We start from the raw sequence: 23,748 nt of genomic DNA on the forward strand, positions 1-23,748 counted from the left end.
CACATACTGAAATACAAAATTGCCATGTTTGGCATCTTTCCGACCAGATAGGATCAGTTGTTTATTTAGAGCACGAGAAAATAATGTTTTCCATTTGTCATGGTTACGTACAAACTCGCGGATGGTAAATTGCGAGCAAAACAGTTTTTTACTTCCAAATACTGCGCTTGGAATATGCGTTTGATCGGATGAAAGTTTTTGGGTTAAACGGGATTGTCTGTGGGTGAGATGACCAATTTTTGCCTGAATTCTTTTGATTTGCACATCTAAGTATTGGTGTTCAAACAGATATTCATTTAGCCAAATTAAGGTGTCTTTTTTACGGGATAAGGAGATGAGGTTGTTGTGCTTCGCGAAGCGGGTGTTTTTCGGAAACGTCAGCGTTCCTTTCACACAACTTTGTTTGATTTTGCGAAGATTTGTTAGTTTTGTCCGTTCTTGTTTCAACTTTTTCTTGAGCTTCTTAAGCTTCTCTTGCGTTTGCTTCTCATATCGTTTTTGTAACGCCATTAAACCTGTAAACAATGCCTTTGCTTCTTGCGCTACACTGTTTGCATAATAATCATTCAATTGATATTTCCGCTTGAGAACGAGATGAAGACTGTCTGTATACAACTTACGGCTCCAACGTTTTTCACGAACAATCGTTTGAAATGCAAATCGTTTCGCTCGATTAAATGTTTCGACTGTCTCTGCCAATGCATCTACCATTTCATGCGGTACATCTATCTTGTAGATCCGTTTCGAAAAATGCGCTTTCTTCACCTGTTCTCACCTCTTTTTATTTGATAAGATCATTATACATCAAATAGAACGTTAGTTCTAAAAAAGACGTTTTCTTTAAAAAGAAAAAACCTTGTTATTAAAAAATAACAAGGTTTTTTTAGCGTCCCAGGAGAGATTCGAACTCCCGACCGACGGCTTAGAAGGCCGTTGCTCTATCCTGCTGAGCTACTGGGACATGGAGCGGGTGAAGAGAATCGAACTCTCGACCAGAGCTTGGAAGGCTCTTGTTTTACCACTAAACTACACCCGCATATATTGTTTTTATTTTTTTGCCGATGTCTTATCGACAATTTTTATTATATTTGCACACGAGGATAAAGTCAACACTTTTTTTCAAAGAGGATAATTTTTCTTATCCTCTTTGAAAAGTTTTATGTGCGACAACTTTTCCACCTAATGTTTCAAATCGAATTTCAATGTCATTTTCATTTATTTCTAACAAAGTAAATGTTTTTTCTTTACGGGAACGCGGTAATAAAATACTTCCAGGATTGATGAATAAAATATCATCAATAAATTCCGCTCCCAACATATGAGAATGTCCAAAACAAACAATATTCGCTTCCACTTCTTTTGCACGGTATAAAAGTGTTTGCAAACTCATTTTAACATTGTACCGATGACCATGCGTAGCAAAAAAACGTATCCCCTCTACATCAGTAATGATTTCTTCGTCAAAACCATTATAGAAATCGCAATTTCCTTTTACTACTTGGAACCCTTGTAAATCTGGATGCTCTGGTGTTAACTCTGAATCACCGCAATGAATCATAACATCTACATTTCCCTCATATGTATCCTTTAATTGCTGTAATTCTTTCGTAGAACCGTGACTATCGCTTACAATCAAAGCCCTCATCGGTCTCTCTCCCTTATTCTTCGTCTAAAAACCACGCTTGAAATTTCTCTTCTAACTTACGAAGAGCACGCCCGCGGTGACTAATTTCATTTTTCTCGTCTGAAGTTAACTCAGCCATTGCTCGTTTATATTCTTCTACATAAAAGATTGGATCATATCCGAAACCATTTTCACCACGAGGCTGTTCTAAAATCTTCCCTTCACACGTGCCATTTACAATAACTGGTTCTTTATCCTCTTCTGGAAAAGCAACTGCTAACGCACAATAAAAACGTGCTGTACGCTTTTCCATCGAAACGCCATCTAATTCTGTTAAAACTTTATCAATATTCGCCTGGTCATCTTTTTGTTCACCAGCATAGCGAGCAGAGCGCACACCAGGATTTCCATTCAATGCATCAACAATTAAACCGGAATCATCTGCAATAACGATTGAATTTAACTGTTTACATAAACTGTCCGCTTTCAAAATTGCATTTTCTTCAAACGTTTCACCAGTCTCCTCGACTTCTTCTATATGAGGGAAGTCATGAAGAGATTTTACTTCTAAATCAAATCTCTCGAATAACTCTGCAAATTCACGCACTTTCCCCGCGTTTTTCGTTGCAACAACAACTTGTTTCATATTTTCCACCTCTACTCTATGTGAGATACGATGTTGCCTAATGCTTCTTTTTGTTTTTCAACGAGTTGTAGAATTCCCTGTTCAGCTGCATCAAGTAATTCATTTAACTCCGCACGGCTAAATGTCGCTTCTTCTCCAGTTCCTTGTACTTCAACAAACTGGCCTTTTCCTGTCATAATGACGTTCATATCAACATCAGCTTTAGAATCTTCAGCATAGTTTAAATCTAATACTACACCTTGATCTTCAACAATTCCAACAGACGTTGCAGCTAAATAATCTTTCACTGGAATTTTAGATACTTTTTCTGCTTGTAATAACTTTTCAAATGCTAATACCATTGCGACATAAGCGCCTGTAATCGAAGCAGTTCTTGTTCCACCATCTGCTTGAATAACGTCACAGTCAATCCAAACTGTTCTTTCTCCAAGCGCTTCCAAATCAACAACCGCACGTAATGCTCGTCCAATTAAACGTTGAATTTCCATCGTACGACCAGTTACTTTCCCTTTACTGGACTCACGAATTGTACGCTGCTCTGTTGCGCGTGGAATCATCGCGTATTCTGCTGTTACCCAGCCTTTTCCTTCGCCTCTCATAAATGGCGGCACACGTTCTTCAATTGTTGCCGAACAAATAACCTTCGTATCTCCAACTTCAATCAGAACAGACCCTTCTGGATGTTTTAAATAATTTGTATGAAGACGTATATGACGCAGTTCTGCCGCTTGTCTACCATCTACTCGCATAAAATAACCCCCTAGTAACTACTAACTGTTAGTATAGCCCATTTTCAATTGCTGATATGTATAACAATAAGAAGGGGAATTCAAAAAGAAATTCCCCTTTCTTACATAATTATATCAAATTATTTACGATTAAAAACTACCTGTATTCACGTTTTGTGGACGATCAACAGGTTTTGTTAGTTTCTCACCTTTCTCGTTCATAAGATTTGCTTTACCATTCACTTCAATAGAAACGTTTTTCACTCCTTGCTTTTCTGTCAAAGATAAAACGATTGATTGTAACACATGATTTGAAATCATGTTTTTATCTTTGTTTGCATATATATTTTCGTTAAAGTTCAATGTTAACTTTCCATCTTGTAGTTTTGGCTCACTAACCAACTTAACATCCGGATTAAAATCATTAAGTAACGATGAACCAGACGGCCCTTTCACAAGCTCATTTATAACCGTCGTAACCTCATGTTCTTTCCCCTCTGCTACACGGCGCGTCACGGGCACATAGTACTGTTTTTTATTATTTTGCGCTAAGAAATAAAGTGTCACTGGCTTCGTATTCGTGACATCTGCTACTTGTTCATCATCAAAATTAATGCCATCAGCACGGCTCACACCTTCACCAATTGGTGTACCAGCAACTGGCATCTTCGCTAATTTTTCACCATTTATTTGAAACTTCACTTGTTTAATCTCTTTAAATTGTGTTAATGTCCAAGCAACTGACTCAATAATTTGACGTTCTTCTTCTTTTTTATAACTCTTCATTTCCTTTGAAAAATCAATGACTGCCGTACCATCCTTTTTCAAATCCATAGTCATTGTTGTACCTGCTGGAAGAACTGCCCTAAACCCATTTGGTAGTAAGTTCTCTACTGGACCATCCTTCACTAAGTATTCTAATGTTTGTTTCACAACTTCATTTTGTTTTGGAGTAGGCAATGCTAACGTTTGTGGCACCACATAACCATTTTTATCAACAAGATATAATTCCCTTTGTGTCGTTTGCTCTTGCTTACCTTTCTTGGCAGTATCTTTCTTCTCACCTTCTGTATACGAAACTTTTTTCGGCGGATCAATTTGTTCCGTCTCTTTCTCCTTATTTAACAAACCGCACCCTGTTAGTAAAGCTGCGCTTACTGCCGTACAAACAAGCCATTTAAAAGTGGATTTAGGCATACCATTTCCCCCTAAAATCTAAGTTTGTACTACATGTATACGAGCTTTTTATCATTTTAGAACAAGCAATGAAAACTTATCTTACAATTTACAAAATAAAAAACTCCTAATTTCTTAGGAGTTTTCATACGAATATACTATTTTACTTATAAATTAATATGCTTTACATTTTCAATCGGTTGTCCAAACCATTTAGATGCAATTTCTTTGAATAAATCAATTTTCCCTGTTGTTAAGAAGAGATGATCGCTTTGCTCTTCTCCTTCATTTAACATCTTACTATGATATAAGATTGTGCTCACTTCACGAGCCGTTTCATCTCCAGAACTAATTAACTGCACCTTATCCCCCATTACCCGCTTAATAACTGGACCTAGAATCGGATAATGTGTACACCCTAAAATCAGCGTATCGATTTCAGTATTTTTTAATGGTTGCAACGTTTCTCTAACAACCTCATACGCCATCTCACTCTCAAAGTTTCCACTTTCTACAAGTTCAACAAACGGCGGACACGCTAAACTCTCTACCATAACACGATTATTAATAGATTTTAGCGCCTCTTCATACGCGCCACTTTTTACCGTTCCAATTGTTCCAATAATACCAACATGGTACGTATTCGTCACTTTCAAGGCTGTACGCGAACCCGGATGAATGACACCCACTACCGGGATTGGTAATTGCTTTTGCATCTCTTCTAGTACAACCGCAGTTGCCGTATTACAAGCAATGACTAACATCTTAATATCAAGTGCCAATAAATGCTCTGTCATTTCCCATGTGAATTGACGCACTTCCTCGCGAGAACGTGGACCATAAGGACAACGTGCTGTATCTCCTAAATATATAATACGCTCTTTGGGCAGCTGACGAATTAACTCTTTCGCTACTGTTAATCCTCCTACTCCCGAATCAATAACACCAATTGCTCTATTCAACATAATCACCCATTTTCTCATTCATCATCTTATTTTTGCATACGAATATATCTTACATACTTTAGATCATATAAACTAAAGCATCCTTTTTTAGTAGATTTTTAAATATGTACCTGTATAGACCAGGGACTTTTTTATTTTGCTCCTTTTCTTCATAATTTGCAAGACAGAAAAATAGCCGACCTTTTATAAAAAAGTCGACTTCATCTGTTTATAATTCGAGTTCTCCCATACGAAGAAGCTCAACAACCGCTTGTGAACGTCCTTTAACCCCTAGCTTTTGCATTGCATTTGATATATGGTTGCGTACTGTCTTCTCACTAATAAAAAGTTCACTTGCAATTTCTTTCGTTGTTTTATCTTGAACCAATAATTCAAACACTTCTCTCTCTCTCTTTGTCAATAAAGGTTTAGATTGATATGCTTTTTCCTTCAACTGGTATAACCCTCCTTGCTTAAGCCAGAGCTGTATATGTGTAAGTTGGGTGTTTATTTAGTCAAGATATTGTATGAACAATATGTGCAGGAGGTGAATGAAAATGGGCGAATTTCGGCATGTTATTTATGCCCTATATGTATGTAAGAACTTCCAAAAAATCTTTTTCAAACAATATTTGCTATTCATCAAAAAAATTATTAAATAATAGACTCAAAAATGCTTATAATACATATAATTATCCGATTTTTTCTCATTAGGTCCTAATACTCGAGCAATTTTTTATTTTTCATGAACAGAAGGGAAGATTCCTTTCTCACCTAAGACCCTTCACTCCAGTTATTACCTTCTTCTTTCCAGAAAGATTCACCAAAAAGACGCCAATACTACCAACTAGGAATATATGTGTCCATAACAATCCGCTTTGCGCACAAAATTTTATGTATTGGTGGTGTCATTATGTTTTCGACCTTTAAACGATTTCTAATCGGTAGACCCCTTAAATCAACAGCACTAGGAGAACAAAAATTAAATAAACTAAAAGCACTCGCTATTCTATCTTCTGACGCCCTTTCTTCTGTTGCTTATGGAACAGAACAAATTTTAATTGTACTGGCTGCATTTGGAGCAATTGCTTTTTGGTATTCCATTCCCATCGCAATTGGGGTTCTTATTTTATTAACAGCACTCCTTTTATCATATAGGCAAATCATTTTTTCTTATCCACACGGAGGCGGTGCTTATGTTGTTTCAAAAGAAAATTTAGGCACAAATGCCGGGCTCATTGCGGGAGGATCCCTACTTGTTGATTACATACTTACTGTAGCCGTAAGTGTTTCTGCTGGAACTGATGCTATTACGTCAGCCTTTCCAACACTGCACACCTATACTGTTCCTATCGCAGTCATCCTTGTAATGTTCATTACAATTTTAAACCTACGAGGCGTAACTGAATCCGCTTCGATATTGGCATATCCGGTCTATCTCTTTGTATTAGCACTTGTTATTTTAATAATTGTAGGTATTTTTAAGATTTCTTCCGGACAAGCTCCCGCCAATTTACATGCACCAATGGGAACTGTCGTGCCTGGAATTACACTCTTCCTTTTGTTAAAGGCATTTTCATCTGGTTGTTCCGCTTTAACAGGAGTAGAGGCCATTTCAAATGCAATTCCAAACTTTAAAGAACCGGCTGCAAAAAATGCAGCAAAAACACTAGTTATCATGGGCATGATTCTTGCCGTTTTATTTACCGGTATTACGTTTTTAGCATATTGGTATGGAATCGCACCTAAACATAATGAAACTGTCGTGTCCCAAATTGCTTCAAATATATTTGGAAGAAATTTTGTATATTACTTTATTCAAGGAACAACTGCTCTTATTTTAGTGCTAGCTGCCAACACAGGTTTTTCAGCATTTCCACTTTTAGCATTTAATTTAGCATCCGATAAATATATGCCGCGTATGTATTTAATGCGTGGAGATCGCTTAGGATATTCAAACGGAATTATTACGCTAGGCATCGGTTCCATCTTTTTAATTATGGCCTTTCAAGGCAAAACCGAACAATTAATTCCACTATATGCAGTGGGAGTTTTTATTCCTTTTACATTGTCACAAACAGGGATGATTATAAAGTGGATACGCGAAAAACCACAAGGCTGGGTGCCCAAATTATTAACAAACTTACTAGGTGCCCTCATCTCGTTAACTGTACTTCTCATTTTTTTCATTACTAAATTTACACACGTATGGTCCGTTCTTATTTTCCTACCTATCATTGTTTTCATCTTTCATCGTATTCATAATCATTACGTTGCGGTGGGGGAACAGTTACGTATTGATTGCACGAAACTCCCTAAAAAAATGACTGGTAATGTCGTCATCGTACCCATCGCCGGTATTACAAAAGTAGTCGCACAATCTATCAATTACGCGGAAACAATTGGTGATCACGTTATCGCTGTATATGTAGCTTTTGATAGAGAAAGCGAAATACGTATGCAGGAAAAATGGAAAGAGTGGCAGCCAAATATTCGCCTTGTTACATTTGTCTCATCTTATCGAAGCTTAATGGGACCTATTGCAAAATTAATTACAATGATTCAGCATAAGGCAGAGGAAAAGAATCATTTTGTTACAGTTCTTATTCCACAGTTCATCACTAAAAAGAGCTGGCATAACGTTTTACACAATCAATCGAGTGTATTATTACGCGTATATCTTTTATATAAACAAAACGTTATTGTTACGACTGCGCCCTATCGCTTTCGAAAATAACAACAATATGCACTTAAAAAGAACATTTTTCATTTCTATTTAGGTGCATATTCCTAAAAACCCCTTACACAACTGCAATCTTTTTTCAGAAAAATGTAATATAATTCGATAGTTTCCATATTCTTTTCCATGTAAGATAAAAGTATAAGGTATCATCAATACATAAAATAAAAAACATGGTGATATTAAAAAGGAGAGGATTTTATAATGGAAAAAAAGTTACGTAGATCCGAAACTGATAAAATGTTATTTGGTGTATGCGGTGGTTTAGGAGAATATTTCGATATAAGCGCTAGTATGATTCGTATCCTTTGGGTTATTGCGATTCTATGCTTCGGAACAGGTTTTTTAGCTTACCTCGTTTGTTTATTGCTTATGCCGCGTTCTTACTAAAAGGCACCGGTGCCCAATCGGTGCCTTTCTTTCATCTTGTCACTTTTTGATGGAGCATACTTTCTTTTTGTGTTAACAAATACTTATTCGCTAAAATAAGAAATACACTAGAAGTCCATGTAAATGCTAAATCACGCAATCCTTGCCCAGTTTGCGCATGAAAATTTTCAGCCATCCCACTTTTATTTGCCATCGCGCAAAAACGAGAGGCAATATCCTTCGCGAACTCATTTTGATCCACTGCTTGTAAAGCCTCAGTCATAATAAATGTTGTCGGTGCCCAAATTGGTCCGCGCCAATATCCATCGTCTCGATAGTAGGGGCTTCTTACACTCTCTGTAGCAAATCCATGTTTTGTCAGAAAGTGATTTTCTTTTTTCAATTCCGTAAGTAAGTTTTCAATGATTTCTTTCGGCAACCTTTTCCCTAAAATGAGGGGAATATATAACACAAGACTATCTGATACTTCATATGAATGATTCCCAGATTGCGGGGCAATAAAACGGTTTTCTCTCCAACAATGTTGAATCATACGAGTAAGCGTTGTATTTGCTCGCTCTTCCCATCTTTTCGCCTCCTCTTCAAACCCAAGTTTTTCTGCGACTTCCGCTAATACTTCCATTTGCAAAATGAGAAATGAACTTAAGTCTGGGCTCTCAATAGGAGCACCACGGCGAAAAATCGTACTATTATCCCAACCACTATCATTCCCATGATTATATTGAGGAACCCCATCCCCATCATCATCTCGATATGTAAACCACCAATCCGTCCATTTGCATAATGGTTCATACACTTCTTGTAAATGCTCTTCTGTTATAAAGTTTGTATGTTCCATCATCCATTTCAGCGTCCACCCATGAATAGGTGGTTTACAGCAATTCCATAGCCCACTTTTATCGTTAATATAATCCGGTAATACACCACACTCATCTTGCTTATCAAAGAAAATCATAAATTGATCCCACGCCACTGTCGGCTGATGCATCGCTAGTGCCATCGCATTAAAACAATGATCCCAACTCCATATATTCGTCATCCAGTTTTTTGACATATACATCGCTTTTCGCGGCAAATACCCTTCCGCTTCCACCATACAAGACCATGTAATATAAGCTGCCAACTCTTTTCCTTTCCATAAATCTTTCGGGACAGCCAATGTATGATGTAACCAATTTACAAAATCCGCTTCAGCAGCATCCACCGCCTCCACGAATGTCTTTGCCTCCTTCGGCTTTTGCAATACTGTTTTGTATTCCGTTAGTTCTACATCAATCCCTGATTCTTCATCTTGCGCATAAATATCAACAATAATATGTTTACAACGAAGTTCTTCAAACGGGGCATCCATATGCATAACCCCTTCTATAGCAGACAAATGAAATCTCATTTCTTTTGAAAAGCTATTAATTTCCCATCCACCTTGTGCATTTGGAATACAGTAATCATACGAACTAGTAATCCCAATAAAACGTAGATGCAATTGATCCGAATAAAAACGAATTGTATCAGAATGAGAAAAACAAATCTTCACATCTCCTTCTACAGTTTGGAGCGTTAGTAAAGATGGCGACATCTTTGCTTCACATGGTAAAACCTCTCCTTTCCGATTTAATACCTCTATTTTAAACACTTCACCAAAATCATCGTCACCACCACGAATGTTTCGAATCAGTAATCCGTTATCATAGTTTAAAGAAATAACTAAAAAAGAACCGTATCGACTAAATGGAACTTGTTGTAAATCTAACATTTATATCCCCCTAGGAAAGAGCCCTAGCAATAGAAGGGCTCTCTTGTAATTTAAGATTCTTTTACGATCTCAAAAGCTCGCTTATGATCCCCATTAAAAGGGACAATGTACACTTCAAACTGGCATGACTCCGGCTTCAACTGATACTCCAGAAGCTGAGCCGGCCCACAACTTGCGCTTCCTAAACCATTTTGCTTATAATCTAGATGGAATGTAACAAACTCTTTTTCTTGTAATTCATATAAATGCTCTGCTTTCTCTAAATCTTCTGTCGTGTAAGGCAAGGCACTAAAATTAAAATCTTGCGTACTATAGGCAACAAATCCAACCTGATATTGATCATATAACGAAACCCACTTTACATCTGTTCGATTTCCCGTCTCTTGCGGAAAAACATATGGGAAAAATAAATCTTTTACAGTCATTTCATACAAATCTATTTTGTTAGCTTCTTTACTATCCACATATGATTCTCCTGGTCCACGTCCAAACCAACTTACATTTTGATATTGTTTTGGCAGACGCATCTCAAGCCCAATTCGCGGAAGCATCTCTGGTAAAGTACCGCTTGGATTAAGCTTTATCTCTATTTTCATCGCCCCGCTTCTTTCAATTTCATACGTGTAAGTAAAGGCAATTTTCCAGTTCACAACAAGCGGAGAAAGATTTCCTTTTACAACAACTTCTATACTCCCATTTTCAAGTTGCATAGCTTCTACACTCGCTACGTCATGCTTTACGAGATGTACATATTGTTCTTTCCATTTTTCAACTACATACATATCATTATCAATTGTCGCCCGCCAAATATTTAATTCAGGCCCTTCCTCCATAAGCGTTTGTCCTTTAAAGGTCCAATTTTTCATACGCCCTGTTACAGGATGAAAAGAAATAGCAAAATTCTCACCAGTAACTCGAATTTCTTCCGTTGTTTCTTGTAAAGTTACTGGCTCATATAACTTCGAATCTCTTTTTCTTCTTATCTTTTTCAGAGCTGGAATACAAAATTGTTCCCAAGCTACTTCATGTCCTGCTACGCCCCAATTTGTATCTGCTCCTAATACAATAGATACTGTTACATAGCAATCCTCTTCTGTATGAAGGGCTATATCATCTATAAAAGGCAGCTGAATTTCACAACTCTCTTTCGGTAACAAAGGCGGGGCATCTATAGAATCACTCACAATCACTTTGCCTTCTTTTTTGACAGTCCACTGCACACGATAGCCTTTCAATGAGCGAAAATCGTATATATTTTGTATCGAAATCCTACCACTTCGTATCTCTATCTCTCCTACTTTAATAGGTTCGATTATTTTCTTATATTGCAACAACGCTGGCGATGGCGTTCGATCTGGCAAGAGTAGTCCATCAATGCAGAAATTACCATTATGCGGAGTATCCCCAAAGTTACCTCCATATGCAAAGTACTCTTCTCCCTTTTCATTCACTTGACGTAATCCATGATCAATCCATTCCCAAACAAAGCCACCTTGTAATCTTTTATGACTATAAATCGCTTCCCAATATTCTTTTAATCCACCTGGTCCATTCCCCATCGCATGAGCATACTCACATAAAATATGAGGTTTTTCCCACTTTTCTTCTTCTGCATAACCAATAATCTTTTCGACTGAAGAATACATTGTACTAAAAATATCAGCAACTTTCGTTTCTCGATCCCCTTCGTAATGAATGATTCTTGATTGGTCCAATTCCCTACACTTATTCGCCATTGCAATAAAATTACAACCGAACCCAGATTCATTTCCGAGTGACCACATAATAATAGAAGGATGATTACGATCCCGACGCACCATACGTTCTACACGATCTACATAAGCATTTTCCCATTCAGGATCATCACTTAATATGTTTGCATTACCAATTAACTCAAATCCATGACATTCTAGATCAGCCTCATCAATTACATATAAACCATACTCATCACATAGATCATAAAAACGTGGATCATTTGGATAATGTGCTGTTCGCACCGCATTAATATTATGCTGTTTCATAAGCATTACATCTTGCTTCATCGTTTCATATGTGACATATCTCCCTGTATCCGGGTCGTGATCGTGACGATTCACCCCTTTAAATATAATAGGAATACCATTGACAAGAAGATTCCTATCTTTCATCTCAATCATACGGAAACCAATTTTCTGTGAAATCACTTCTACAACTTCACCATTTTCATTTCGAATCGTACACAATACAATATACAAATATGGTTCTTCTGCAGACCATTTCTGTGGCCTTTTAACAAAAAATGAATGTGTGTCCTCTATAACCTTCTCCCCTTGTAAGTCCAGATAGGATATATGTTTATCCAATACTTCCCCATTCTTATTACAAAACTTATACTCTATTACATAATTTGTTTGCAGTAATTGTTCGTTACAAATCTTTGTACTTAGTTGTAACACACCATTTTCATAATTTTCATCAAGTGTTGTACAGAAAGTCATATCATAAATATGTACAGCAGGTTCATGCACAATGTACACATCACGAAAAATACCACTTAACCACCACATATCTTGATCTTCTATATACGATCCATCACACCATCTATATACACATACTGTCATCGTATTCTTTCCGGCATGAACAAACGATGTAATATCATACTCTGCCGTCAAACGACTTCCTTGACTATATCCCACTTCTTCTCCATTTATCCATAAATGAAAGGCACTATCCACACCTTCAAATCGAATTCGAATACATCCACCGTTCCAACCTTCTGGTATATAAAATTCATTCTTATAACAACCCACTTGATTTTCAAATGGAACATGAGGTGGCTGAACTGGAAACGGATAATATAAATCGGTATAATGTGGCTTTCCGTATCCTTGCAATTGCCAATGCCCAGGTACATGAATCGTATCCCATTCACTACAATCAAATTCACTTAAGAAAAACTTCTCCGGAAGTTGCTTTGGGGATTCTAAGTACAAAAACTTCCACATTCCATTCAGCAATTTGTAATAAGAAGAGCTTTCACGCGTAAAAGATAGAGCCGCTTGTTCAGTTTGAAATGGAATAAAATGCGCTCTTCCTTCCATGCGATTCCGCCCTGTTACTTGAACATTTTCTAAGTCTTCTAACATGTTACGTCCCATATCGATCCTCCTTTTTGCATTCACTTTGTCACATCATTTCTACACTCTATTATTTAAGGCCCGTATGTCCCGACTCTTCCACAATATAGCGTTGTGCGAAAAAGAAGAGGGCAAGAGGTACAATACTAATTAACAATGTCACCGCCATAATCCCTTCCATATCAACGCCAAACATACCTTTAAACTGTGCTAAGCCTAGCGTTAATGTATATTTACTTTGGTCATTTAAGAAAATAAGCGGTCCTAGGTAATCGTTCCAACAACCTAAAATATTAAAAACAGCAACAAGAATTAAAATCGGTTTCATAATCGGTAAATAAATACGGTAGTAAACTTGAAAAGCGTTCGCACCATCCATCCTTGCAGCCTCATCAAGCTCCTTTGGAACAGACATAATAAATTGTCTCATTAAAAAGATAAAAAACGCACCGCCAAACCAAGATGGAATAATTAACGGTTTTAACGTATTAATCCAGCCAAGAGCATTAAATTCCATATACAGCGGAATCATTGTTACTTCCCACGGAATCATCATCGTCGCTAGCACAATCATGAACAAAATATCGCGTCCTTTAAATTTAAAGCGTGCAAAACCATACGCTACTAAAGATGATGAGATTAACTGTCCGATTGTTGAAAATACTGTTACAACAATTGAATTCCATAAAAAAGTATTAAATGGTTGACTCGTCCACGCCTTTGCAAAATTACTAAATTTAAACTCCGATGGAATCCACTTTGGTGGATATACATATAATTCTTCTGGTGATTTCACAGATGTTGTAATCATCCAAAAGAAGGGCAATAAAAATAAAATGGAAAAACCTATTAATAGTGCGTACACTACAATTCGATGTATGCGCTTCTTCGTTTTCACACCGCATCCTCCTTATTCATTTTCTACTTCGACTTCATCTCATTTTCGTAATAAACCCACGCTGCTGATGATTTAAAAACAAGTAATGTTAACCCTAAAATGATTAAAAACATAAACCAAGCATTCGCTGATGAATAGCCCATTTTAAAATACTTAAATGCATTTTCATATACATACATCGCGTAAAAATAGGTAGACTTTAATGGTCCTCCACCCGTTAATACAAGCGCTAATGTTAATTGTTGAAACGCACCGATAATTGTTGTAATTAAATTAAATAAAATTGTCGGCGTTAACATTGGCAATGTGATTTTGAAAAATTGTTGTACTTTGCTAGCTCCATCAATGGAAGCTGCTTCATACAAGTTTTGCGGAATATTTTTTAATCCTGCTAAAAAAATGAGCATAAGCGTACCTTGTCCCCATAAACTTGCAATTACCATCGCAATGAGCGACCAGTTCGGATCACTTAACCAATTGGGTCCTTGTATACCAACAAGCGATAGAAAATAATTCAAAATGCCATACTCTCCGTTATACACCCATGCCCAAATCATTGCTAAAGCCACACCAGAAATAACGCTTGGCAAATAGAAAAATGTTCGAAAAAACGCATGTCCTTTTACTTTTTGATTTAGCAAAATCGCTAAAAATAGAGCAATAATTAAATTAAACGGAACAAATAATGCTGCAAATTTCACCGTAATCCATAGAGAATCCCAAAACATCGGATCATTCAGAAACATATCTTGGTAGTTTTTTAATCCAATAAATTGAACTTCTCCAATAAGCGGCCAGTCAAAAAAACTAATAAACAATGAGAATAAAAGGGGACCAAGGGTAAAGGCTACAAAGCCAAATACCCATGGAAATATAAATGCGTAAGGAACGAGTTTCTCCCATTTCATTTTCTTTTTTCTGACGGCTATATTCGTTTCACCCTCTATAGACACTCCATATTTCAACATCCACACCTCTTTGCTTTTACAATTATTTATCCATATACTTCTCTGAATCTTGAACCGCTTTATTTAATAATTTCTCTGGATCTTGTCCAAGCATAATTGCATTAATTGCCGCTGATAAATTCCGATTTACTTCATCCCATTTTGGGTTAAGTAAAAATGCTGGTGTATTTGTTGAACGTTCTAGCATTGTGTAAAACGGTTTAATATTCGCATCTTCTTCTTTCTTCAGTTCTTTCACAACACTGATTCGAACTGGTAAATCAGAAGTTCGCATTTTAATCGCTTCTGATGAAGAGTAAAATTTAACAAATTCCCAAGCTAACTCTTTCTGTTTTGCATCCTTTGCAATTGAAACAGCTGATGTACCAACAAGTCCCTTTACCGGTTTCCCTTTAAATGTAGGAGGTTCTACTGTACCAAAATCAATTTTTGCATCTTTAAATCCTTCTAATGGCCAAATTCCACTCTCCCACATCGCTAGCTTATTCGCTTTAAAAATATCGTCACCACTCTGTTGATTCTTTCCACCTACTAATACAGCCGTTTTATCCTTTAGCATACTTTGAAAAGATTTCATAACCTCAATTGTTTCTGGACTATTCATATGTCCTTTTATTTGTTTCCCATCTTCACTTACAAAACTACTACCGTTACTCCAAATAAACCCTTGTAAATCATACGTATCTGGCTCAGGTCGTAAAGCAAAGCCATATTGTTTATTACTTGCATCTGTTAACTTTTTCGCAGTGTCTACAAACTCATCCCAAGTCCATCCATCTTTCGGGTATGGAATATTTGCTTTATCAAATAACTTTTTATTGTAATATATAACCCGCGTTGTAAAACCTGCTGGCATACCATATAATTTCCCTTCAATACTAGAGTAGTTAAATAACCCTTGATAAAAGTCATCTAATTTCATATCTGGATCCTTCTTTGCTAGTTCATCTAAAGGCTCAAGAGATTTATAGTAAGCTGGGAAATTCCACATATACATAACATCCGGTGGGTTTTTCGCTCCGAAAGATGCTGCGAGCTTTTGATCAAAACCATCACCATAAGCCTCCACCTGTACTTTTACTCCCGGATTCTTCTCTTCAAACTTCTTTGCAATTTGCTGCTGGATCTTTAAATTTTTCCCAGCATCCCAAGTTGCAAATCGCAATACTTTTCCATCATTTGATGTTTGTTCCTTTTCATCATCCTTTGATGATTTTTTACTTGCAGTCTCATTTGAGCTACAACCAGCTAAAAAAACAATAAGTACGAGCATAAAACTAAGACATACATGTACCATTTTTCTCACTACACACACTCCCCTTCTCCAAAAAGCTTTATTATTTCTGATTTTTCAGAATAAATAATTTAACCGCTTTCATTTTACCTTTTATGAAAGCGGTTAAAAACATCGTTTTGTTCGATTTTTGTTATCAAATTGTTCGTTTAACAAAAGTAAGGTGTCAATTTGTTTTAAATAAAGTTTCACATTGTTTTTCTCGATATTCTGATGGCGTTGTTCCTGTACACTTTTTAAACCATTTACTAAAATATTTACTATTTGAAATACCAATATGTTCCGCTACCTCTTGAATCGTAAGTGCGGTTGTTTGAAGCATTTGCATGGCAAGTTCAAGTTTTCTTCGTTCTGTAAAAGAATGGAAACTTTCACCTATTATCTTTTTAAAAAGCATACTAAAATGACTCCTGCTTAGCCCCACCATCTCTGCCACTTCTGAAACAACAATTGGCTCTGATAAATGATTCATTGTATACAAAATAGCCTCTTTAATTGTTTTTGGCCAATTGTTAATCGTTACTTTATACTTAATCTCAAGTTCTGCAAATTGCTTCATCGATTTAACCGAATCCATCCATTGCTCGGTGCTGAACAGCTCCCCTGATGTAATCCAATATAGCTCTTCGTAGTTACTCTTTACATCCATAAACATTTGCTCCATCATTTCCTTATAGTTTTCATTAAGAAATAAGAAACATTGCTCCTTTCCACATAATATCTTCACATGTGGATTTGGTATCTTTTGATCAACCTCTTGTAATATGAGATGTAATCTCGATTCCGATCTTATAAAACAAGCATAATACCCATCGTTCATCCATTTCCATTCATTACGAAATAAATCCACAAGTACTTCTTGAAACTGATTTTGAAAACCACATAACCATTGAAAAAAATCTTCGTAAAAGAGAGATTTTTGCTGTTCAATCCCTTCTACTTCCCTATGAATCATTAACTCTTTTTGAAATGCTCGTAAATATTGATCCAGCTCCTCATCATGAAACGATGTTTTCAATAAATAACCTGAAACCCCTAGTTTAATTCCTTCTTGCGCATATTCAAAATCACGATGACAACTTAATAATAATACCTTTGTTTTCGGCGCATATTGTTTAATCATTTTCACAAACTCAATTCCATTTACAACAGGCATAACAATATCCGTAATAACTACTTCTGGCTCATGCTGTACAAACTCCTCCCATCCTCTCTCACCATTTGGCACATCCGCTACTACTTCCATATTATACGCTGACCAGTCTACCGCCATTTTCAAGCCCCTTCGAACAATCGTCTCGTCATCCGCAATGAGCACTTTAATGCGTTTCATTTCTGTCTCCCCCCTTTGGCCAAAGAATCTGAACTATAGTCCCTTTCTTTTCTTCTGATTGAATCGTTAATCCATACTCTATCCCAAAATGCAATTTAAATTTTTGATCGATGTTATATAATCCAAGTCCACCTCTTTGTTCTGCAGACGGCTCTTGTAATAAATTTTGTTTCCGCCTATCAAAAATACCACGACCATCATCGGTAATCTGTATGCATAAGTCACCATTATCCTTTTCAAATGCCGATAATGTAATGATTCCGTGTCCATCATCGAAAGCATGAAAAAATATATTTTCAAATATAGGCTGAAGCGACATTCTTGGAATTTGCTCCCCTTTCATAGAAACCGAGACATTTTGTGTATAAGAAAAATGATTCCCAAATCGAATTTCCTGTACTTTTAAATAATGCTCAATAATCGTTAATTCACTTTGGAGTGTAACAAGGTCATTCGCAAAGTTTAAATTTCCTTCTAGCACAGCAACAAGATGATAAATCATTTCACTTACATCATTTGCCCCCTGAAGCTTTGCTTTCCATTGAATCGAATTTAACGTATTAAATAGCAAGTGCGGATTAATTTGATAATGAATTGCTTTGAGCTCAGCTTCTTTTTTCAACTTTTCCTTCTCATATATTTCCTCTACTAATGATTTAATTTTGACAACCATTTTATTAAAATTCACAGTTAAACTCCCTACTTCATCTTGTGAATTTACTGGTATATTTGTATAAAAATCTCCTTTACTTACTTGAGATATTGCATAATCCAAATTCGTTACATTTTCCGTTAACTTAGCCGAGATTAAAAATGCCAACATAAAAGCTAAGCATAGCGATACAACAATTCCAATCAATGTAACAAACAAAATGATTGTAGAAGATTGATAAAATTCTTTTTCTGGGATAATAATTTCTAGACTCCATTTATTTGATGGAATTGGCTTTTCCCAAATGATATCACCCTTGTTTTTTTTATAATTTTCATCCGTCGTATAAATCACCTGTTTTTTTTCATCCCGAATCGTAATCAGCGCATGCAAATCTGTTTCTAATGAATCAACAAACTTAAATAAATCCGTCGCATCTGTTTCTACTAATATCCGGCTATCTTTCAAGCTACCAAATGATGTTTTGACTGGAACAAGTAATCCAATTACTTTGTTTTTATCAGTTACAGAGTAATGGTTCGGAACATAGATCCCATTCCAATACCCTTGTGATAAATCTCCTTGTTCTTCCCAAAATTTTTCTTGTTTTAGTTTCTGCACATCTAAATACCGATCTCCATAATAATAACCGCTAGGTGTAATTAAAAAGATTCCCTTCGTTTGTGCTGTTTTATGCGCTTCTAAAAACCTTTCAAAATTTTTCTCAGTAATAAATTCCGAATACGATTTCGGTGCTTCTTTTTTCAAAACAATTAATGTCGGGTCTGATAAATACTCTTGAATATCACTAGCAATTAAATGCATATGGCTTAATGTTAATTCAATCTGAGTTTGAAGCTGCGATATAGCAAACTTTCCATAATCCCCAAACTGTTCATTTACAAGATTGGATGACTTTTCATATGACATCCAGCTAAACAGTATAAGCGGAATAAGTGCGACAACTAAAAAACATGTTAATAACTTTAAACGAAGGCTTTTTCGAATTTGTTGCACCATTCTCCATAATCTAAATTTCTTCATTAGCTCCATCCCTTATCCTACTTATCCATCTTATTTTTTCAGAATATTCCAACTTAAATATATTTTATCAAAAATAACGTTAAAATCTATAAAAAAAAAGCGCTTTATTACAAGCGCTCTTTTTTTAGCTAAGAAGAATACTTCATCGTTAAATGCAAAACAGCTATTTCATCTCCAGCATTTTTATAACTATGCTTCTTATTCGCTTCAAACTGAATCGAATCAAATTCATTTAATTCATACACATCATTTTCAACTTGAATCGCAACTTGTCCCTTCATAACTGTAACGAGTTCAATTGCCCCTTCATGGTGAGACTCTGGCTCGTATATACTCCGGGGCCTTAAACAAGCACGATGCATCTCCATGCCGGTTTCTTTCGTATATCGAAATATAGTTTCTAATCGCCATGCTTGTCCTGCATCTACCGCAAACCCTTCCCCTGATCGTGAAATAGCTACTGGTTCTCCAACTACCATTAATCTCGACAACGGGATTGACAACCCCTTCGTAATTTTCCAGATGACGGCTAATGTTGGATTCGTTTCACCTCTTTCAATTTTTCCTAATGTTAATTTACTAACTCCCGTTTTTTGTGCCAATTCTTCTAAACTTAATTTTTGTTCATTACGAATTTGTCGTAATAACTGACCAACTTGCTGAATAACTTCTTTTGTTTGCATATCCTCTTTTTCTTTCATAATAACAAAATCACCTCGAAGTATAAAATAGTTTACTTTTGTATAATTTTAGTATATTATACTATACATAAATGTTTCAAATCTCGAAAGGAGTGCTTACGCATCATGCGTGCAATATTATTAGGTATTTTATCATCAGCTTTTTTCTCTGCAACATTTATTATTAATAGAGCGATGAATGTATCCGGAACAAGCTGGGCTTGGACTGCTTCTTTCCGCTTTTTATTCGCTCTTCCTATTTTATTCCTTATCGTTTTATTTCGCAAAAACCTCGGGGGACTCTGGTCAGAAATGCGAAAACATCCTTTTGCATGGCTAGGCTGGGGGTCTTTAGCAGGTATCGGTTTCTATTCTTTATTAAGCTTTGCAGCTGTCTTTTCTCCAGCTTGGCTTGTTGCGGGAACTTGGCAAGTTACAATACTAGCTGGCTTGCTACTATCGCCATTATTTTTTATTACGACTGAAACAAAAACAGGGACAAAACGTGTACGAGGCAAAATCCCACTTCGTAGTTTATACGTATCACTTTTCATTTTAATCGGTGTCATTTGCATGCAAGCAACAGAAGCTGGGCATATTACAGCAACTCAATTTATATCTGGTTTTCTTCCTGTTGTTCTTGCAGCTTTCCTATATCCATTTGGTAATCGAAAAATGATGGAAGTTGTAGGGGGACGCCTTGATACATTCCAGCGTGTATTAGGAATGGCGATTGGTAGTCTTCCTATAGCAGTGATTCTTGGAATATATGGTTTTTGGGAAACGGGTATACCAACATCAGGACAAATGCTTCAAGGATTTTTATTAGCACTATGTTCAGGTGTTATTGCGACAATGACATTTTTCTTTGCCACAGATTTAGCAAAAGATAACCTTTCCTTACTAGGTGCTGTAGAAGCAACACAAGCCGGAACGATGATATTTACTGTTCTTGGTGAAATCATTTTCTTAAATGGTTCATTCCCTATCGGACTCTCACTTATTGGGATGATTATCATTATGGCTGGAATGGTCACAAATAGTATTTTGAATCGTTCTGTTCCAGTCGCTGGGCAAAAGAAAACAGCATAACAGGGCGTTAAAAAAACATGATTCTTCTTTGGAGAACCATGTTTTTTTATGTAATTAAAATTGTATAAATCTTAATCATTTATTTAATCGGAATATTTTTTCATTCCTTGTTTATAATTAGAACAGCATCATTCTATGTTATAATACGTTCTCATGCGTATTTTAAGGAGGGAAATTATGCTAAAAAAAGGAATTTCTGAATTTATTGGAACTTTTGTACTTGTATTATTCGGAACTGGAACTGCTGTTTTAGGCGGCGGAATTGAAGGAATTGGTATTTTAGGAATCGCCATGGCTTTTGGTTTATCAATTGTTGCTATGGCATATAGCATTGGAACAATTTCTGGATGTCACATAAACCCAGCAGTATCAATTGCCATGTTCATAAACGAACGAATGAATGCTAAAGAGCTTGGGTGTTACTTATTAGCTCAAGTTTTAGGTGGTTTATTAGGAACTACAACATTAGTAACAATTTTAAAATCTGCTAATATGTCTTTAGATAACTTAGGACAAAATGGTTTTGGGAAACTTGAATTATCAGGCTCTTTCTTAGTTGAATTTATTTTAACATTCGTCTTTATTTTAGTTATTATTGCTGTAACAGGTAAAAGGGGTAATGCACAATTCGCTGGATTAGTAATTGGTTTCACGTTAGTATTAGTTCACTTACTAGGCATCCCATTAACAGGAACTTCAGTTAACCCTGCCCGTAGCCTAGCACCAGCTTTATTTGCTGGAGGAGAAGCTGTATCTCAATTATGGGTATTTATTGTCGCTCCGATTCTTGGTGGTGTTGTTGCTGCCATTATAGGGAAATTTGTATTAAATACTGAAAGATAGAATTTTCAATCTTTTTAAGATTGAAAGAAGCGAGCCTTTTATATGAGGCTCGCTTCTTAATTCCGAATTTTCGATTGTAAGTTTGTCACAAGCTGCTGAACAGTTACATTTGCAAGTACATTTTCCATCGCTTCTTGTGCTTGCATTAATATAATCTCCAATACCGATTGAATATTCGCTCCTACTGGACATTCAATGTTAGGATTCTCATGGAAAGAAAATAGATGCCCTTCTTCCACTACTTCTACTGCTTTATATACATCAAGTAATGTAATCTCATCTAAATCACGAGCAAGTGATGTACCACCTTTTCCGGCCTGAACATCAACAAGCCCCGCTCTCTTCAACATTCCTGTAATGCGGCGAATCACAACTGGATTTGTATTCACACTACCGGCAATCCATTCAGAGGTACAGCGAGAGTTTCGATCTATCGCAAGTAACGTTAACATATGAACACCTACTGTAAAACGGCTACTAATTCCCATCTGCACACCCTCCTTTACGTTCATTCTATCAAAAGCTGATACCTATTATTATATACTATATTTCATTTATACATAAAGAAAAAGCATGATTCCCTTAGAAAATCATGCTTTCATGATTATTGACGCTTAATAAATTTAGCTAAATCTTTGAATTTCACTTTATCAGAGTAATTCATCACACCATTGACGAAAATGCGGCTGGCAATCCAATTAATAATTAAAATTGTTACAACTAAAATTGCTAATGTAACGCTAATCTCTAACACTCCTGCTTCCCCAGCTACAACGCGTGAGAACGTAACCATCGGTGTAAAGAACGGAATATATGAACTAATTAAAACAAGTGTACTATTTGGATCAAATAGCGACTTCATACTAATGAAGAATGCTCCCATACCTAAAAATGTAATCGGCAATGCAACTGATTGTAAATCTTCTAACTTAGATACAACTGCTCCAGCCGCTGCATATAACATTGCATATAGTAAATATCCTGTAATAAAGTAGATAATAAACATACTGACCACTAATGTATCTAAAGTTGAAAAATCTAAAGAAAGTCCAAATATTGAAGCATTATCTAAATCAATCCATCCTAATAAATACGGAATGATAAATCCACAAGCAAGTACAGCAATTTGTAATAAAGCTGTAGCTACAACAGCTAAAATTTTCGCATACATCATCGTAAGCGGTTTTACTTTTGGAAGCATAAGTTCCATAACACGTGATGCTTTTTCAGATGCAATTGTTGTCCCAATTGCATTTCCAAATGAGATAATAAACATATACAGCGCAAACGAAAATGCATAACCGATACCAAAAGAAGATGCGCGATCTTTTATTGCCTCTTGCTTCATGGGAATTTCTATTTGTAATTGTTTCGCTACTTCTGGTGAAACATTATTCTTCTTAATCATTACAGCTGTGTATTGCTCCTTCAAATAACTTGCCATGAGCGTAGAAGTTGACTGACTTGGAAATCCACTATACATATACGTAACTTCTGGAATACCATTTTTTTCTGTGATATGAAATAAACCGTCTAAATCTCCTTCTTCCACTCTCTTATGCAGTTTATCAAACTCTTCCTTTGAGGCTACAGTTACTTTTGCTGAAGGAAGTAATTTATTTAAATCACTTTCTTTTACTTTATATGTAGCACTTTCTGTTACCACCGCAATTTTATCTTTCCCTTTATCTGTATCAGAAGTAAAGTGGGTAAATGCTACAATCCCAAACACAATTAAAAATAAAATAGCACTCGTAATCAAAGATTTTTTAGATAAAAATGATTCTCTAAAATAAAATGAAAATACATGAGAAAATTTACGCATTG

General features: G+C 36.1%; 20 protein-coding genes, 2 tRNA genes and 1 pseudogene. 4 read left to right on the plus strand and 19 right to left on the minus strand.

Annotated features, from left to right (window positions below):
* The 9 genes and pseudogenes from KFD70_RS11160 to gerE form a co-directional block, all read right to left on the minus strand.
* A pseudogene (locus KFD70_RS11160) lies at window positions 1-765 on the minus strand (IS200/IS605 family accessory protein TnpB-related protein); the annotation flags it as partial.
* A gap of 122 nt (window positions 766-887) precedes the next feature.
* Window positions 888-961, minus strand: a tRNA-Arg gene (locus KFD70_RS11165).
* Window position 962: 1 nt separating this feature from the next.
* Window positions 963-1,036 (minus strand) — tRNA-Gly (locus tag KFD70_RS11170).
* Window positions 1,037-1,138: 102 nt separating this feature from the next.
* Entirely contained in the window at window positions 1,139-1,645 is a 507-nt protein-coding gene (locus tag KFD70_RS11175) for a metallophosphoesterase (RefSeq protein WP_336450267.1), read from the minus strand.
* A gap of 13 nt (window positions 1,646-1,658) precedes the next feature.
* Window positions 1,659-2,270, minus strand: coding sequence for an XTP/dITP diphosphatase (locus KFD70_RS11180; RefSeq protein ID WP_336450268.1), 612 nt, complete (start codon window positions 2,268-2,270; stop codon window positions 1,659-1,661).
* An 11-nt stretch (window positions 2,271-2,281) separates the two neighbouring features.
* The gene (gene rph / locus KFD70_RS11185) at window positions 2,282-3,019 is read right to left on the minus strand and encodes a ribonuclease PH (protein WP_336450269.1); all 738 of its coding nucleotides are present in this window, start codon (window positions 3,017-3,019) and stop codon (window positions 2,282-2,284) included.
* A 129-nt stretch (window positions 3,020-3,148) separates the two neighbouring features.
* Entirely contained in the window at window positions 3,149-4,195 is a 1,047-nt protein-coding gene (locus tag KFD70_RS11190) for a GerMN domain-containing protein (protein ID WP_336450270.1), read from the minus strand.
* A gap of 146 nt (window positions 4,196-4,341) precedes the next feature.
* Window positions 4,342-5,157, minus strand: coding sequence for a glutamate racemase (gene racE, locus KFD70_RS11195; protein WP_420792321.1), 816 nt, complete (start codon window positions 5,155-5,157; stop codon window positions 4,342-4,344).
* 190 nt (window positions 5,158-5,347) lie between these two features.
* A complete protein-coding gene (gene gerE, locus KFD70_RS11200; protein WP_000659494.1) occupies window positions 5,348-5,572 on the minus strand; it encodes a spore germination transcription factor GerE in 225 nt (74 codons plus the stop codon).
* Between the two features lie 459 nt (window positions 5,573-6,031).
* Between gerE and KFD70_RS11205 the strand changes: the two genes are divergently transcribed.
* Together KFD70_RS11205 and KFD70_RS11210 are read left to right on the plus strand one after the other, a co-directional pair.
* Complete coding sequence (locus tag KFD70_RS11205) at window positions 6,032-7,855, plus strand: APC family permease (RefSeq protein ID WP_336450271.1); 1,824 nt, start codon at window positions 6,032-6,034, stop codon at window positions 7,853-7,855.
* Between the two features lie 207 nt (window positions 7,856-8,062).
* Entirely contained in the window at window positions 8,063-8,248 is a 186-nt protein-coding gene (locus KFD70_RS11210) for a PspC domain-containing protein (RefSeq protein WP_026593550.1), read from the plus strand.
* 31 nt (window positions 8,249-8,279) lie between these two features.
* Here the strand turns inward: KFD70_RS11210 and KFD70_RS11215 are convergent, their stop codons facing one another.
* The 8 genes from KFD70_RS11215 to KFD70_RS11250 all read right to left on the minus strand — a co-directional run bounded on the left by KFD70_RS11215 (window position 8,280) and on the right by KFD70_RS11250 (window position 20,007).
* A complete protein-coding gene (locus KFD70_RS11215) occupies window positions 8,280-10,001 on the minus strand; it encodes an amylo-alpha-1,6-glucosidase (RefSeq protein WP_336450272.1) in 1,722 nt (573 codons plus the stop codon).
* Window positions 10,002-10,051: 50 nt separating this feature from the next.
* The gene (gene lacZ, locus KFD70_RS11220) at window positions 10,052-13,138 is read right to left on the minus strand and encodes a beta-galactosidase, LacZ type (RefSeq protein WP_336450273.1); all 3,087 of its coding nucleotides are present in this window, start codon (window positions 13,136-13,138) and stop codon (window positions 10,052-10,054) included.
* A gap of 49 nt (window positions 13,139-13,187) precedes the next feature.
* Window positions 13,188-14,015 (minus strand): carbohydrate ABC transporter permease, encoded by an 828-nt coding sequence (locus KFD70_RS11225; RefSeq protein WP_336450274.1) that lies wholly within the window; start codon window positions 14,013-14,015, stop codon window positions 13,188-13,190.
* A 23-nt stretch (window positions 14,016-14,038) separates the two neighbouring features.
* Window positions 14,039-14,983, minus strand: coding sequence for a carbohydrate ABC transporter permease (locus tag KFD70_RS11230; RefSeq protein ID WP_336450275.1), 945 nt, complete (start codon window positions 14,981-14,983; stop codon window positions 14,039-14,041).
* A gap of 22 nt (window positions 14,984-15,005) precedes the next feature.
* Window positions 15,006-16,256: an ABC transporter substrate-binding protein gene (locus KFD70_RS11235; RefSeq protein ID WP_336450626.1), complete on the minus strand. Its 1,251-nt coding sequence runs from the start codon at window positions 16,254-16,256 to the stop codon at window positions 15,006-15,008.
* Window positions 16,257-16,443: 187 nt separating this feature from the next.
* A complete protein-coding gene (locus tag KFD70_RS11240; protein ID WP_336450276.1) occupies window positions 16,444-17,610 on the minus strand; it encodes a response regulator transcription factor in 1,167 nt (388 codons plus the stop codon).
* Window positions 17,597-19,315 (minus strand): sensor histidine kinase, encoded by a 1,719-nt coding sequence (locus KFD70_RS11245; RefSeq protein ID WP_336450277.1) that lies wholly within the window; start codon window positions 19,313-19,315, stop codon window positions 17,597-17,599. The genes KFD70_RS11240 and KFD70_RS11245 overlap by 14 nt, the downstream gene beginning before the upstream one ends.
* A 119-nt stretch (window positions 19,316-19,434) precedes the next feature.
* Window positions 19,435-20,007 carry a helix-turn-helix domain-containing protein gene (locus tag KFD70_RS11250; RefSeq protein ID WP_336450278.1) on the minus strand — a complete coding sequence of 191 codons (573 nt, stop codon included), beginning with the start codon at window positions 20,005-20,007 and terminating at the stop codon, window positions 19,435-19,437.
* A 105-nt stretch (window positions 20,008-20,112) separates the two neighbouring features.
* Here KFD70_RS11250 and KFD70_RS11255 point away from each other — a divergent pair, with 105 nt between their 5' ends.
* On the plus strand, window positions 20,113-21,078 hold the full coding sequence (locus tag KFD70_RS11255) for a DMT family transporter (RefSeq protein WP_336450279.1): 966 nt from the start codon (window positions 20,113-20,115) through the stop codon (window positions 21,076-21,078).
* A 177-nt stretch (window positions 21,079-21,255) separates the two neighbouring features.
* On the plus strand, window positions 21,256-21,921 hold the full coding sequence (locus tag KFD70_RS11260; RefSeq protein WP_336450280.1) for an aquaporin: 666 nt from the start codon (window positions 21,256-21,258) through the stop codon (window positions 21,919-21,921).
* A gap of 56 nt (window positions 21,922-21,977) precedes the next feature.
* On the opposite strand, the gene KFD70_RS11265 is transcribed toward KFD70_RS11260, so the two are convergent.
* Both KFD70_RS11265 and KFD70_RS11270 read right to left on the minus strand, forming a co-directional pair.
* Window positions 21,978-22,409 (minus strand): Rrf2 family transcriptional regulator, encoded by a 432-nt coding sequence (locus KFD70_RS11265; protein WP_000512994.1) that lies wholly within the window; start codon window positions 22,407-22,409, stop codon window positions 21,978-21,980.
* A gap of 116 nt (window positions 22,410-22,525) precedes the next feature.
* A complete protein-coding gene (locus tag KFD70_RS11270; protein ID WP_336450281.1) occupies window positions 22,526-23,746 on the minus strand; it encodes an ABC transporter permease in 1,221 nt (406 codons plus the stop codon).
* Window positions 23,747-23,748 lie beyond the last annotated feature (2 nt).

It is taken from the genome of Bacillus pfraonensis, from assembly GCF_050768835.1.
Taxonomy (GTDB): Bacteria; Bacillota; Bacilli; order Bacillales; family Bacillaceae_G; genus Bacillus_A; species Bacillus_A pfraonensis.